9 protein-coding genes are annotated in these 14440 nt (G+C 58.5%); 5 read left to right on the plus strand and 4 right to left on the minus strand.

Features of this window, described 5'->3' with window-relative positions; translation table 11 throughout:
- Nucleotide 1: 1 nt before the first annotated feature.
- Nucleotides 2–6187 (minus strand): NEL-type E3 ubiquitin ligase domain-containing protein, encoded by a 6186-nt coding sequence (locus ACIPIZ_RS02775; RefSeq protein WP_401163836.1) that lies wholly within the window; start codon nucleotides 6185–6187, stop codon nucleotides 2–4.
- Nucleotides 6188–6366: 179 nt separating this feature from the next.
- Here ACIPIZ_RS02775 and ACIPIZ_RS02780 point away from each other — a divergent pair, with 179 nt between their 5' ends.
- Complete coding sequence (locus ACIPIZ_RS02780) at nucleotides 6367–6585, plus strand: DUF2970 domain-containing protein (protein WP_105708968.1); 219 nt, start codon at nucleotides 6367–6369, stop codon at nucleotides 6583–6585.
- Between the two features lie 6 nt (nucleotides 6586–6591).
- Here the strand turns inward: ACIPIZ_RS02780 and ACIPIZ_RS02785 are convergent, their stop codons facing one another.
- Nucleotides 6592–7665, minus strand: a complete 1074-nt coding sequence (locus ACIPIZ_RS02785) for an ABC transporter substrate-binding protein (RefSeq protein ID WP_122854956.1) — start codon at nucleotides 7663–7665, stop codon at nucleotides 6592–6594.
- A 524-nt stretch (nucleotides 7666–8189) separates the two neighbouring features.
- Here ACIPIZ_RS02785 and ACIPIZ_RS02790 point away from each other — a divergent pair.
- Together ACIPIZ_RS02790 and ACIPIZ_RS02795 are read left to right on the plus strand one after the other, a co-directional pair.
- Nucleotides 8190–9848 (plus strand): nitrite/sulfite reductase, encoded by a 1659-nt coding sequence (locus tag ACIPIZ_RS02790; RefSeq protein WP_105708966.1) that lies wholly within the window; start codon nucleotides 8190–8192, stop codon nucleotides 9846–9848.
- The gene (locus ACIPIZ_RS02795) at nucleotides 9832–10326 is read left to right on the plus strand and encodes a DUF934 domain-containing protein (RefSeq protein WP_008080464.1); all 495 of its coding nucleotides are present in this window, start codon (nucleotides 9832–9834) and stop codon (nucleotides 10324–10326) included. The genes ACIPIZ_RS02790 and ACIPIZ_RS02795 overlap by 17 nt, the downstream gene beginning before the upstream one ends.
- Nucleotides 10327–10388: 62 nt before the next feature.
- On the opposite strand, the gene sohB is transcribed toward ACIPIZ_RS02795, so the two are convergent.
- Complete coding sequence (gene sohB, locus ACIPIZ_RS02800; RefSeq protein WP_064390285.1) at nucleotides 10389–11420, minus strand: protease SohB; 1032 nt, start codon at nucleotides 11418–11420, stop codon at nucleotides 10389–10391.
- 206 nt (nucleotides 11421–11626) lie between these two features.
- Between sohB and ACIPIZ_RS02805 the strand changes: the two genes are divergently transcribed.
- Nucleotides 11627–12337, plus strand: coding sequence for a histidine phosphatase family protein (locus ACIPIZ_RS02805; protein ID WP_064390286.1), 711 nt, complete (start codon nucleotides 11627–11629; stop codon nucleotides 12335–12337).
- A 50-nt stretch (nucleotides 12338–12387) separates the two neighbouring features.
- The gene (locus ACIPIZ_RS02810) at nucleotides 12388–12705 is read left to right on the plus strand and encodes an SCP2 sterol-binding domain-containing protein (protein ID WP_007912567.1); all 318 of its coding nucleotides are present in this window, start codon (nucleotides 12388–12390) and stop codon (nucleotides 12703–12705) included.
- 159 nt (nucleotides 12706–12864) lie between these two features.
- Here the strand turns inward: ACIPIZ_RS02810 and ACIPIZ_RS02815 are convergent, their stop codons facing one another.
- Complete coding sequence (locus tag ACIPIZ_RS02815) at nucleotides 12865–14439, minus strand: ABC transporter ATP-binding protein (protein WP_253483398.1); 1575 nt, start codon at nucleotides 14437–14439, stop codon at nucleotides 12865–12867.
- Nucleotide 14440 lies beyond the last annotated feature (1 nt).

Raw genomic sequence — 14440 nt, forward strand, 5'->3', positions numbered from 1 at the left:
TTCATGCGCTGGATGGATGACTTGAAGCGCCGGATACAGGTGTTCTTGCGGCATTGACTGCGTCGATCTCCTGCTGCGAAAGCTCGATCATCTTCACGTTGCGTTCGGCCGTACGGTCGAACAACCGGCTCAAGTACTCGGGATCGTCGGCGCTCAGGCCGTCATCTTTGCCGTCGTCAAGCAAGTGTGACTCTTCCAGTTTCCTGAAGTCCTCGGGGAACTTCTCCTGAAGGTACTCCACCCAGTAATCGCGCTGAATCAGATCTTCGAGAAACTTGTCGGACCGCTCGGCGTTGCTGACTTCGGTTCGCACCTCCACCAGTTGTTGCGGGCTGACGCCCGAAGCATAGGTCATGTTTTTCGGCTGCCCCGGCAACTCCAGGCCATCCTCCCAGCCGGTAGTCAAACCGATTCGATAACCCAGGCGCACTTCGGCCTCATCGAAACCACTGCGTGCTGCCGCCGCTTTTGCCAATTCGTCGACTTTGTCCAGGCGAAACAGTCGTCGCGACAGACTCAACAACACCCCACCTTTTGCGTCTGATCGACCTGACGGTAAATCCAGCAACGCGTTATGGGTGAACACCTTGGTTTCCAGCCCGCTGAAGGTAAGGATGCGTCCATCGACGCAGGTTCCGTGGGTGGTAGCCCCGGCGAAAATCACTTCCCTGAGTTCGGTATCAGCCGCGGCCGCTTCCATGACGGTCCATACCCGCCGCGTCAGATCCGCGTTGGCCACCCTGAACTCTCGGGTGTCCTGCAGTCGCTCAAGCAGATGAAAGAACGCCGCGCTGTCCGGTTCAGCAGCCAGTTGCTCCCAGAGCGTATCCCGAGCCGCCAGTTGTTCAGGAGGCAGATTGGCAAGCCATGGGGCTTTGTATTGCGCCTGCGACGGATCGATAGGTAGGGTTTCGTCGGATTCAATGCTGTCAGACGTTTCGGTCAAGCCGCCGGCGGCGTCGTCAACCATCTCTTCGAGATCCGTGCGTGAAAAACCCAGCACCCGATGGCGCTCACCTTCCGCCTGATAGGCCCTGAGCCGCACGAGGCTTTCTTCGGACAAGTTGTAGTTGTCAGTCAAGTCCGTACCGTTCATCAATTGTTCGTGGCTACCGTCAAGTGCGTCGTCGGGCAGCGTAGTGATGTCGTTACGGCTCAAATTGAGCGTGCGCAGATGCTCCGACTCCAGCGCACCTTCCGGCCATGCGTACAGATTGTTGTTGCGCAAATCGAGAGCTTCCAGCCGCCCGAAATAGTTGACATCGAAGGACTCGAGGTTGTTGTAGCTCACATCCAGCCAGGTCAGTTGAGCCAGATCTTCAGCGCCCGCAGGCCACGCTTGCAGATCGACGTTGCGCAGATTGAGCGCTTTCAAGCGCGACAAGCCACCGACGTTCAACCCGGTTAACGGGTTGTTATGCAGGTCCAGCTGTTCAAGCGCCGGGAACGCCTCCAGGCTTGACTGCAACTGCTCAGTGTTCACCAACAGATTGTCGGAAAGGTCCAGCCGGTTCAGCCTTGCCAGGCTGCCAGGTTCAATCGGCAACGCGTGCAGGGCGTTGTCACTCAGGTCGAGCGTTTGCACTTCTTGAAAGGCGCTGACGAAATCGCGCAGTTGCAAGGCATCGACGCGCTGGCCCAGCAGAAGCAAGGTACGCACATGAGAAAACGCATCGGCAGGCAATTTCGGCAGCTCGCTTAGCATCAATCCCGATAAATCAAGGGTCGAAGCGGAAACCGTCGAACCGTATCGCTTGAAAAGCCCTTTGCGCCAATTGCTCCTGATGGCATGGATGGCGTTGGATCGCCCGATTACTTCCCTGAGCGTTTCCTGATAGGCCATGCCCTTTTGCAGCCACTCGCCGAGCTGTTTGTCGAGCGTTGCAAACTGCTCGCTCAGGGCTTCGATTGCGGCGTAGCGCTGTTGTTCATCAGGCCATTGCTGGAAAAACCGCTCGAAGATACTTTGCGCCGCCTGGCTCAGGCCTTCGCCCAAACGCTGCAACTCGCCTTTGCAGTAATCGCGGACCATCGCTTCGCGGTCTATAAAGTGCGCGGGCAGTGTCCTGGCGTACTCGTAGGCGACCTTGAAGTTTTCGCGGGAAAATCTCGACCAGTCCAGTGACAATCCGGACCATAACTTTTCGTGCCCCTTGAGCAACCCCTCAGGCAAGTTACTGATCCCGGTATCCTTGAGACTCAGTCGTTCGAGCTCCGGCAGTTCAAGCACGCCGGTCGGCCACTCCAGCAAGGCGTAGGCGACGATCTCCAGCTTGCGCAGCTTTTGCAGGTGACTGACGTCGAATGTGATCGGCTGGTAGCTTGCAGAACACACGGTCAGTTCTTCAATCCGGACCAACATGCCCAACCGTGCAGGCATGTCAGCGGCAAACGGGACGGCGCTGTAAAGCGTCAGACTTTTCAACGCCGGCATCCCCTGCAAGATTTGCGGCACATTGCTGAACAGTTCGCTCGTCGCATTGATGCGCAAATTTTCCAGGTTCGGGAAAACAGCCAGCAGTGAGTCGGCATTCGCATCCGTGATGCAGCGGCCGCGTACGCTCAACTCACGCACATGCGAAAAGTCCGCAGTCAAGGCTGGTAACGGTTCATCACAGATCAATTCCAGCTGTGCATAACGCGGATGGTCCTGCGCCAGCGGTGACTCGCGCCAACTCTGTTTGATATTGCGCACGACGCTCGCTCTGCCACCGATCAACGATTGCAGCGAGAGTTCTGGCGTCGACTCGCCCTGCCATTCGGCGAGTGTCGAGTCGAGCTCTTGCCATTCACGCATGCGCCTTTGCAGAAGCTCGTAGATCTGCAGGTCAGTCTTTCCCGACGCCAGCTGCTGAAGAATGAAGCCGCCCGCTTGTTGATCGGTGAGGCCCGGATAAACATTCTGCACCCGTGTCACCAGCAGTGGATTGACGCCCTGCCCGCGTCCACTGGCGTAGTAACCGAGGCCATGACCGGGCACTCGCAGCGCCGGTTTGAAGCGTTTGCCGGCGCCATGACGCTTGCCGGCCAAGTGAGCCAGTTCAGCACGATACTGATGCACGTGATCTATCACCAGACGACGCAGGGATGCACTCTGACTGACGTCAGCAAGCCCCAAGGCCTGACGGGATTTGTCGGGCAAGGCATGCATGACCGAAGAAAAAAAATTATCGCCTTGCCGAGCAATGCCATTGAGCTCCTCTGCGCGTTCGTTGAAGGCCTGATAGGAGGGGCCCTGCTTGACCAGGTATTTCAGTTGCCGCGAAGATTCGCTGCCGACACTATCGATCAAGGGTCCGTGAGTGCTGCCCTCGCGGACTTCGAGACGCACATCGTCTGACCAGCCAGGCAGTCTTTCGAGTACGCGCAAAGCGAGCCACTGACTCCCGGATGCGGCCAGGTTCTCCATGTGTAACCCGACGACCGCATGATCGAAGCGCCTGCCTTGAGCGTACCCGCGCGACTCTTCAAGCAACCGCAACGGCAACCGCCCGCCTGTTTCCAATCGCGCAAGCTCTTCGGCATTGGCCTGCATGCATACCCTGATCGCTGCAGAACTGCCGAGCCCGGGCGTGGCCTTTTGTAGCCGGCTGATCCACGGTGCCTGCAATGTCGGTTCGGCATAGAGCTGCTCGAACATTGTCGGTTGACGGGTTTTCAGGAAGTCCACCAATTGCGCTCTGAACTCGACGGGCCGGTTTGCGCTGATGCGGGCCGCTTCAGATCCCAGCAGGCCGACTATTTCCTGCTCGTCAAGCGCCTCAAGAAGGATGGCGGGCATTTGAGCAGTCAGCACATCGGCGCGGGCGATCTGAATCGGTGCCTTGATAGCGTCACCTGGAAAAAGTGACGCGTCACCATGCTTGACACTCGCGCCTGACAAACCCGGGCCGTCGAAAACCTCAAGCACGCGTCCGGTGGGCCATCGAGGCATTTGTGGCAGCAATGACAATGTCAGCAGGAAAGGTTCATCAACGGTGGAACCGTCCTCAATGTTCTCGATGATCCGGCTCACGGCCTGGTCAGCCTCGAACAGGCGCAATGTATCGGCCAACGCCAGTGGCGCAGGCGAATGGTCCAGATGCATCTGGCGCAGAGCATCATCACTGACACCGCTGAGATCCGCGATGTTGAGCAATTGCTCATCGGAAAAGGCCTCGGTGCAATGGCCGATACGCCGCAGCAGCGTCAATCGATCCCAGGTCAGCGGTCGCTCGAAGGTATGTCGCCAGGCGCCCAGCCGGTTGTGTTCGAGAATGGGCCGATAGGCTGACGCGTCAGTCGGATGGAGAATGCGCCATTGTTTCAGTTGTTCATCAAAGGCCGTTTGATACACCTTGCCCTGCTGACGAATGTAGGTCTTGCCATTAAGTCGATGCAGGCCTTGCGCATCAGGGACAGACGCGGCGGACGGCCCGTCTGTGCTTTCATAAGGCGCAAGATCAGGTGCCCACAAACGTGGCTTGCCGTCGAGACGTTCAATGGGCTCGGCCTTCTCGATCACCGGCACCGATTTGGCCGCAGTCAATCTGCCCAGGCCCTTGCCTGCACCTGCCATTACTCCGATCAGCGCGAGGTTTTCTGCAACATCGACCAAGTGTCCCTTGGCCGCCTGGCGATCACCTTCAGTCCATTCGATAGCGCCCTCGAACGACTCATACAGCAATTGCCCGGCCATCACCGTCATCATGATCTCGCCCAGCACCGGTACGAACATCGACACCATGTTCAACGCGAGCATGCCGAATTCCAGCAAGTGATTGAGCCGTTTCGCCCGCACGTTCGCGTCGACATCCGCGGTCGGTACGGCGCGGGCACGCGCATCGGCGATGAATTTGCCGCAATGCTGTTCAAAAAGGTACTGCCACAGATCGGTATTGGCGGCCCAAATGCCTGCCACGCCGTTGCGCACGATACCGAACGGATTGAGATAAGGATCCTCCTCTGGTTCACGCTTGCCCTGGTGCTCGGGCGGCAGTTCCTTGATCTGCGTGAAAACCGAGACCGGCGGGAACATCTGGACGACTTTTACCCAGATCGAACGTAACGGGTCTACCGGTGCATCCGCCGCAGGCCGGGTGAATTGACTGAAGTAATAAGGGCGGTCGGCATAGGTGAAGAACTGACTGAAAAAACGCTGGTAGGCCGTTGCCGGCTCACTCGACGGCGAAGCGTCCCGTGCAGTGAACTTGCGTTTGAAGACTTCGCGCATCTGCGCTGAGGTGTAGCGTTTGAGGGGATGTTCCGGGTCATGGGGGATGTAGACGATGAACTCGTTGGTGTATCGGTACTGTTCGCTGATGCTGAACACCACGCAGCCGGTCATCCTGTGTTTCATCAGACTGAGATCACGAAACCATACGGATTTCTTGCCCAGGCGCGGGTGGACTTCACCATCGACGACAGACAGGAGCATTCGATAGTCGTCTGGCTCGATGTCCTTCTTAAGCAACGCCAGTTCAGCGGCTGCGCGCATCGCGGTTTTCTGGCTGCTGATGAATTGCTCACGCAATGTTCCGCTCGACTGGAAAAACGCTTTCACACGCGTCTGATAGAGCGCGCCGATATCCAGTGTTCGACACAGCGAGAGAAACTGGCTGACAGTGATATTGAGTGTCACCGCCTGGAACGTATCGGCGGTCGAAGCGGCGACGAAAAATCCGGATTCGCGATGAAAGGCCCCCTCCTCGCATTCAGCCGCTTCGAAATTGTGCAGGGCGGCTTGCAGCATGGAGAGCTTCAACACTTCGAAGGTCGACACTTCGATTTCCAGCACGCTGACTTGCAACGGATGCCGGAGACACAGCAGGGTTTTGTTGACGTCGAGCTCGACGCTGAATCGGTCCTTGAGCGCTTTGAGCAGCTGAGCCTCGGCGAATGCTTCGATGCTTTCAAGCGCTGCCATGCTCTTGTCCAGTCGCGACTGGGCAAGAAAGCCTTCGGTGATGTGCGCTTGCAGATTGCGCCGTTGCTCGTCGGACAGCGCCTGGTACCAGTCTGGTAGTTGCGTGTCCGCGCTCTTGATATGAGCGCGGCGCTCGGGGCTGGCGTCGATCAACCAATCGGGGACCATCTGCTCGATACGCTTGCCGTGAAGACTGGCGCTGGCCAGCGTCTGCTTATCGAGGCTCAACGGAGGGTTGGAAGACTGCGCAGCTGCGGGCAGCGTCGGGGGATGAATGGTCATTCTGTCGCTCCTGAAAAGTGGAACGACAGGACACCATTCCTGCCGGGGCGAACTGCGGTACATAGTTATCGCATCGGCGATGAGTTGTTACCAATCGCTTCAGCTGAGCAGCGCACGGCAAGGGCACTCTTCGGTGAATTGACTATGCTGTCTGGGACACACACGCAGACGGGGGATTTATGGACGATCCAGTCGACAACAAGCCACCCAGCTTCTGGCAGATGCTGCACAGCGTCATGGCCGCGGCGTTCGGGGTGCAGAGCGGAAAAAACCGGGCGAGGGATTTCACCCATGGCAAACCCGGCCATTTCGTCATTCTGGGCATTCTGTTCACGGCGGTATTTGCCTTGACGCTGTTGGTCATCGTCAAAGTGGTGCTGCATTTCGCCGGGGTTTGAAGCGTCTCAGTGCATCAGGGTTTGCAGGTTGAACGGATAGCGATATGAGGCTGGTCGGCCCTTCGCCGAGAGTTGGCGGAAGTTCACGCCATAGTTCGGCGACTTGCCCATGACCAGCATTTGTCGAGCGTGAGACTTGTCGACAAGTTGCAGCAATGGAATCTGCCGATCACGGCCGCCGTACTGATCGAGATCGACGCCAAGCTCATGATCATGCAACTCGACCAGCGCCCAGCCACCGAGGGTGAAATGGCCACCCACCAACGCGCTCAACCGCCCGTCGACGACAGCCTGCAACGCGGCAGGTGACGTGTTGACTGCGCTGAACAGCGCATCCTTGCCGGGGGTTTTACCGGCCTCGGCAAAAGCGCGCATGGCACCGAAGGCCATTTCATCGTTGGCCGACCACACCAGCGAAACCTCGGGATAACGCTTGACCAGTTGCCTGGCCTGCTCATATGCGCGTTGCTGGGTCCAGCCGCTGTAAACCAGTTGCCGCAAGCGCACCTGCGGATGTTCGGCCAAGGCTCGCTGCATACCGTGCTCGCGCAACTGCGCCGACGGCGTGATCTTCAGACCGGAGAACGCCAGCAACTCGATCTGTTGATCCTTGGCAACCGGGGGGTGCAGACGAATCAGTTCCTTCATCATCAGGTAACCGCCTTCCTCGTCATTCGGCACCAGGCTGCCGATGCGGTCCGCACGCTCGCCCACCAGCGCTTGCTGATTGGCAGTCAATGCTGCGTTGACCATGAACAACTTCACGCCGCTGCCCTGCGCCAGACGCAGAATCTGTGGCGCGATGTACTGTTCGTTGACGAACATCAGGTAGTCGGGACGGTTGGGCCCCTGCAGGGCGATTCTGGCCTGGGCGAGGGTCAGTTCCGGCTGGCGCTGGGAATAGAGGATCTGCAGATCGATGCCCAGATTGCGCGCAGCCGACTGCATGAACTGCGAGTAACTGATCCAGAACGCTTCTTCGGTCGAGCCCGGATTCAAAAACAGCACCGATTCTGCTCGCGCACTGCTGCCCAAGGCTGTGCCCAGCAAAAGAAGACCGATATGGAGAAACTTGAACATGAAGCATCCGGGCCCAAGGAAATATGGCCGCGCATTATAGCCATCGATCAATCGGCTATTGACGCTTGATCCCGTTTTTTGTCCGACAATCGTCGGGAGCGGGCCCGGATGGGTCGTTTACTGATGACTGACCCAGAATACCGCTGTTCCTACAACCAGAATGATCAGGAACAAAATGGCCCATGCATCGACACTGCTATCGCTTTTTCTTGCCTTGGTCGGATTGCTCATTGCATCGCCTCTTATCGGTTTTATCGGTGATTGCAGAAAGACTCGACCACAGTTAAGACGATGATTGTCCGCACGACAAATGTGGGTTAGTTGACAGCTATTCTCGTTAGGCGATTTGGTTCTTTACATATACTCAAACATCACTTTTGCGCATAACTGCAAACGGGTATATTGCCCCGGCTCCCTTAGGGAGTGCGCGGCCGTGCGCGCAGAATTGCAGAGGCACCATCGGACTCCAGCAAGCGAAAACGCAGCGTTTTCCGAGTGGCCCAAAGCCTGAGAACAGGACTTATATGTACGTATACGACGAGTACGATCAGCGGATCATCGAGGACCGCGTCAAGCAGTTCCGTGATCAGACCCGACGCTATCTGGCAGGTGAGCTGAGCGAAGAAGAATTCCGCCCTCTGCGCCTGCAAAATGGCCTGTACATCCAGCGCTTCGCGCCGATGTTGCGGGTGGCGGTGCCTTACGGCCAACTGACTTCGCGTCAGACTCGCATGATGGCCAAGATTGCCCGCGACTACGACAAGGGCTACGCCCACATCAGTACGCGGCAGAACGTGCAGTTCAACTGGCCGGCGGTGGAAGACATCCCGGACATCCTCGCTGAACTGGCCACCGTGCAGATGCACGCGATCCAGACCAGCGGCAACTGCCTGCGCAACGTCACCACCGACCAGTTTGCCGGTGTGGCCGCCGACGAAGTGATCGACCCGCGCCCATGGTGCGAGATCGTCCGTCAGTGGACTACGTTCCACCCGGAATTCGCCTACCTGCCGCGTAAATTCAAAATTGCCGTCAACGGTTCGACCGCTGACCGCGCCGCGATTGAAGTCCACGACATCGGCCTGGAGCCGGTGCACAACGCCGCTGGCGAACTGGGCTTCCGCGTACTGGTCGGCGGTGGCCTCGGTCGTACCCCGGTGGTTGGCGCGTTCATCAACGAGTTCCTGCCGTGGCAGGATCTGTTGAGCTACCTCGACGCGATCCTGCGGGTCTATAACCGCTACGGCCGTCGCGACAACAAATACAAGGCGCGGATCAAGATCCTCGTCAAAGCCCTCACGCCAGAAGTGTTTGCGCAGAAAGTCGATGCGGAAATGGAACACCTGCGCGGTGGCCAGACCACACTGACCGACGCCGAACTGCAGCGTGTGGCCAAGCACTTCGTCGACCCGGATTACAAGGCGCTGGAAAACCAGACCGCGCAACTGGCCGATCTCGACAAAGAGCATCCGGGTTTCGCTCGCTGGCGTACCCGCAACACCCTGGCGCACAAGAAGCCGGGGTATGTCGCCGTGACCCTGTCGCTGAAACCGACCGGCGTGGCGCCTGGCGACATCACCGACAAGCAGCTCGATGCCGTCGCCGATCTGGCCGATCGCTACAGCTTCGGTCAACTGCGCACCTCGCACGAGCAGAACATCATTCTGGCCGACGTCGAGCAAAGCCAACTGTTCACCCTGTGGGGCGAACTGCGTGAAGGCGGTTTCGCCACACCGAACATCGGCCTGCTGACCGACATCATCTGCTGCCCTGGCGGTGACTTCTGCTCACTGGCCAACGCCAAGTCGATCCCGATCGCCGAATCGATCCAGCGCCGTTTCGACGACCTCGACTATCTGTTCGACATCGGCGAACTGGATCTGAACATCTCCGGCTGCATGAACGCTTGCGGCCACCACCACGTCGGCCACATCGGCATCCTCGGTGTGGACAAGAAAGGCGAAGAGTTCTACCAGGTTTCCCTCGGCGGCAGTGCCAGCCGTGACGCAAGTCTGGGCAAGATCCTCGGCCCGTCCTTCGCTCAGGAAGCCATGCCTGACGTGATCTCGAAGCTGATCGACGTGTACGTTGAACAACGTACCGAAGACGAGCGCTTCATCGACACTTATCAGCGTATTGGCATCGACCTCTTCAAGGAACGCGTCTATGCAGCGAATCATTAAGAACAACGAGGTCGTCGACGAAACCTGGCACTTGCTGCCCAAGGATTTCAACATCGACGAGATCAGCAACTGCGACGACCTGATCGTGCCACTGCAGCTGTGGCGCGAACACAGCCGCATGCTCAAGGCCCGCGACGGCGGTCTGGGTGTGTGGCTGGACGCTGACGAAGAAGCCGAGGAAATCGGTGAAGACGTCGCCGAGTTTCAGGTGATCGCCCTGAACTTCCCGGCATTCACTGACGGCCGCAACTACTCCAATGCCCGCCTGCTGCGCGACCGTTATGGTTTCAAAGGCGAACTGCGGGCGATTGGCGACGTGCTGCGCGATCAGCTGTTCTACATGCACCGCTGCGGTTTTGACGCCTTTGCCGTGCGCCCGGATAAAGACCCGTACGAAGCCCTTGAAGGTCTGAAGGATTTCTCGGTGACCTATCAGGCTGCCACTGACGAACCGCTGCCGCTGTTCCGTCGCCGCTGAAGGTTTAGCGCAGACAAAAAAACGCCGGTCATGTGACCGGCGTTTTTTTATGCCCGTTCGATTTACCAGAAGCGTTGCTGGGTCAGGCGACTCCACCAGCTCAGCAGTACGCGGTCGACCGAGCCGCTGGCGGCCATGCCGATCCGCTCCTGCAGACTTTTGCGCTCGGCGTAGTGCAGGTGATAGACCTCGGCCTTTTTCGCCCGGTCTGCCAGATATTCATCACTGGTCTTGAGTTCGTCGACCAGTTGCTTATCCAGCGCCGCGACGCCGAGCCAGACTTCACCAGTAGCGACATCGTCAATCGCCAGTTGCGGGCGATAGCGAGCGACGAAGTTCTTGAACAGTTGATGGGTGATGTCCAGGTCTTCCTGAAACTTCTCCCGGCCCTTCTCGGTGTTTTCGCCAAACACGGTCAGGGTGCGCTTGTACTCACCGGCGGTGAGCACCTCAAAATCGATGTCGTGCTTTTTCAGCAGGCGGTTGACGTTGGGCAACTGCGCCACCACACCGATCGAGCCAAGAATCGCGAACGGCGCACTGATGATCTTCTCACCGATGCAAGCCATCATGTAGCCGCCGCTGGCGGCGACCTTGTCGATGCAGACAGTCAACGGCACACCTGCTTCACGGATACGCGCCAGTTGCGATGACGCCAGACCATAGCTGTGCACCATGCCGCCGCCGCTTTCGAGTCGCAGCACGACTTCGTCCTTCGGTGTGGCAAGGGTCAGCAGCGCAGTGATTTCGTGACGCAGGCTCTCGGTAGCCGAGGCCTTGATGTCACCGTCGAAATCCAGCACGAACACGCGAGGTTTGGCCTCGGGTTTGTTCTTCTGCTTCTTCTCGCTTTTCTCGGACTTGGCTTCGCCCTTGCGCAAAGCCTTGAGCTGATCCTTGTCGAGCAAGGTCTGCTCCAGACGCTCACGCAGGCCTTTGTAGAAATCATTGAGCTTGCTGACCTGCAACTGCCCCGCCGACTTGCGCCGGCCCTTGCTGCGCAATGCGGCAAAACTGGCGAGCACCACCAGAATGGCGATCACCAGGGTGACGGTCTTGGCCAGAAAACTGGCGTACTCGGTGAAAAACTCCACAGCGACTCCTTAAAACAATGCGCGGGTGCAAAACACACGCTCGGGATAAGTCCAGCATACCCATGCGCCGGCTCGTCGGCCAGCCGTGAAACCTCTGGCAACACCCCTGTAACGGGCATTTCAAACAAGCGTATGTTTTTTCATTGACAGCTCGACGGCATCCTCATAACCTCGCCAAACCTTCAACGTACCGGGATGACGCGGACGTGGGCAGCATCTATTTGATTCGACATGGCCAGGCCTCCTTTGGTGCAGACGACTATGACGTCCTGTCGCCGACCGGTGTGCGTCAGGCAGAAATCCTCGGTCAGCACCTCGCTGAACTGGGGATCAGCTTCGATCGCTGCCTCGCCGGAGACCTGCGCCGTCAGCAGCACACGGCCACCAGCGCCCTGGAGCAATTTACTGCCAAAGGCCTGCCGGTGCCGATCCTGGAAACCGATTCCGCGTTCAACGAATTCGATGCCGACGCGGTGATTCGCGCCCTGCTCCCGGCGATGCTGCCGGACGAGCCGGAAGCCCTCGACATCCTGCGCAACGCCGCGCAGAACCGCGGCGAGTTCCAACGCATTTTTGCCCTGATCATCGAACGCTGGCTGGCCGGCACCTACGACACGCCGGGGCTGGAAAGCTGGCTGGGTTTCGTCGAACGCGTCCAGGCCGGGCTGCACCGGATCCTTGATCTGGCCGATAAAAACCAGAAAATCGCCGTGTTCACTTCCGGCGGCACCATCACTGCCCTGCTCCACCTCATTACCCAAATGCCTGCCCGACAGGCCTTTGAATTGAACTGGCAAATCGTCAACACCTCGCTCAACCAGCTGAAGTTTCGCGGTCGTGAGGTGGCTTTGGCTTCCTTCAACAGTCATGCACACCTGCAACTGCTGAAGGCTCCGGAACTCATCACTTTCCGCTGAGTCCGGATAACTGTGAACCTTGCTGTAATCAACCTAATAAGGATCGAACCATGACCTCCGTAGCCGATGCCGTAAAAGCAATGCAAGCCAAGTTCAACCCAGCCGCTGCTGCCGGCCTGGATCTGGTCTTCGGTTTCAACATCACCGACGAAGACAAGCAGTACTCGCTGATCGTAAAAGACGGCACTTGCGACATCCAGGAAGGTGAAAACCCGGACGCCAACTGCACACTGGTGCTGGACAGCGAAACCCTGAAAGGTATCGTCAGCGGCGAAACCGACGGCATGCAGGCTTTCATGGGCGGCAAGCTGCGCGTTGAAGGCGACATGATGCTGTCGATGAAACTGTCCGAGCTGTTCCCGTCGTAACAGCGACGTTCAGTGACACAAGAATCCCGCCCCCTGTGGCGGGATTCTTGCGTTTCGGCCCTGTAGGAGCTGCGGCACGCTGCGATCTTTTGACCCTGTTTTTTTAGAACGCAAAGTCAAAAGATCGCAGCCTCGTTTCACTCGACAGCTCCTACAGGGTTACCCGGTGAACGAAGCGGCCAGTAACTCTCGGGTATACGGATGCTGCGCTGCATGAAACAGCGTATTCGTCTCGCCACGCTCCACCACCTCACCGTCCTTCATCACGATCAAGTCATGCGCCAGTGCTCGCACCACCGCCAGATCGTGGCTGATGAACAGATAGGTCAAGCCATACTCCGCCTGCAAACGCCGCAACAGCGCGACAATCTGCTTCTGCACCGTGCGATCCAGTGCCGACGTCGGTTCATCCAGCAGGATCAAGTCGGGCTTGAGCACCAGCGCCCGGGCGATGGCGATGCGTTGCCGCTGACCACCGGAAAACTCGTGGGGATAGCGATGGCGAGTAGCCGGGTCGAGGCCGACTTCACGCAGCACATCGATCACTGCCCGTTCGCGCTCAGCGGCATTCAAATCGCTATGCACCTGTAGACCTTCGGCGATGATCTGCTCCACGCACAGGCGCGGACTCAGACTGCCGAACGGATCCTGAAACACCACTTGCAGGCGTTTGCGCAGCGGCCTGAGTTGCTTGCCGCTCAACTGCTCCAGCGCCTCGCCCTGAAAGCGGATGCTGCCCTGGGCATCCAGCAAACGCAGAATCGCCTGGCCCAGCGTCGACTTGCCGGAACCGGATTCGCCGACGATCCCCAAGGTCTTGCCGCGCTGAAGATTCAAATCAATGCCATTGACCGCGTGCAAGTACGACTTCGCGCGCAGCCATCCGCCGCCCAAACGGAAGCGCACATTGAGATCACGCACCTCCAGCACGTCCTCCGCAGGCTCCCGGCACAACGCTTCGCCACCCGGTTCAGCGTTGAGCAATTCGATGCTGTAAGGATGTTGCGGCGCACTGAACAACTGTTCACACGACGCCTGTTCGACGATCAGACCGCCGCGCATGACCGCCACCCGCTGAGCGATGTTTCGCACCAGATTCAGGTCATGACTGATGATCAGCAGCGCCATGCCCAGCCGTTCTTGCAGCTCCTTGAGCAACAGCAGAATCTTGCGTTGCACGGTCACGTCCAGCGCGGTAGTCGGTTCGTCGGCGATCAGTAACTGCGGCTCGCAGGCCAGCGCCATGGCGATCATCACCCGTTGTCGCTGACCGCCCGAGAGTTGATGTGGATAGGCCTTGAGCCGCTCGCGCGGATGTTGAATGCCGACCAATTCCAGCAGTTCCAAAATCCGTTGGCGCGCCGCCGCCCCGGCCAACCCCTTGTGCAGCGCAAGGCTTTCACCCAGTTGCCGCTCAATCGTGTGCAAAGGGTTCAGTGAGCTCATCGGCTCCTGAAAAATCATCGCGATGCGGTTGCCACGCAATTGCCGCAAGTAGCGCTCATGCACGCCTAGCAGCTCCTCGCCGGCATAACGGATGCTGCCGTCGATCCGCGTGATGGTCGGGTCAAGCAATTGCAGAATGCTGTGCGCCGTCACCGATTTACCGGAGCCGGATTCCCCAACCAGAGCAACGCACTCACCGGGGCGAATGTCGAGGTCGATGCCGTGCACCACGGGCTGGCCATCGAAGGCGACGCGCAGGTCACGTATTTCGATCAGATGTTCAGGCATA

This window comes from Pseudomonas sp. NPDC087690 (assembly GCF_044743175.1).
Taxonomy (GTDB): domain Bacteria; phylum Pseudomonadota; class Gammaproteobacteria; order Pseudomonadales; family Pseudomonadaceae; genus Aquipseudomonas.

Excerpts from the sequence above, each read along its gene's own strand:
- ACIPIZ_RS02775 (WP_401163836.1), bottom strand. The coding sequence starts at position 6,187 with ATGACCATTCATCCCCCGACGCTGCCCGCAGCTGCGCAGTCTTCCAAC.
- ACIPIZ_RS02780 (WP_105708968.1), top strand. The coding sequence starts at position 6,367 with ATGGACGATCCAGTCGACAACAAGCCACCCAGCTTCTGGCAGATGCTG.
- ACIPIZ_RS02785 (WP_122854956.1), bottom strand. The coding sequence starts at position 7,665 with ATGTTCAAGTTTCTCCATATCGGTCTTCTTTTGCTGGGCACAGCCTTG.
- ACIPIZ_RS02790 (WP_105708966.1), top strand. The coding sequence starts at position 8,190 with ATGTACGTATACGACGAGTACGATCAGCGGATCATCGAGGACCGCGTC.
- ACIPIZ_RS02795 (WP_008080464.1), top strand. The coding sequence starts at position 9,832 with ATGCAGCGAATCATTAAGAACAACGAGGTCGTCGACGAAACCTGGCAC.
- ACIPIZ_RS02810 (WP_007912567.1), top strand. The coding sequence starts at position 12,388 with ATGACCTCCGTAGCCGATGCCGTAAAAGCAATGCAAGCCAAGTTCAAC.
- ACIPIZ_RS02815 (WP_253483398.1), bottom strand. The coding sequence starts at position 14,439 with ATGCCTGAACATCTGATCGAAATACGTGACCTGCGCGTCGCCTTCGAT.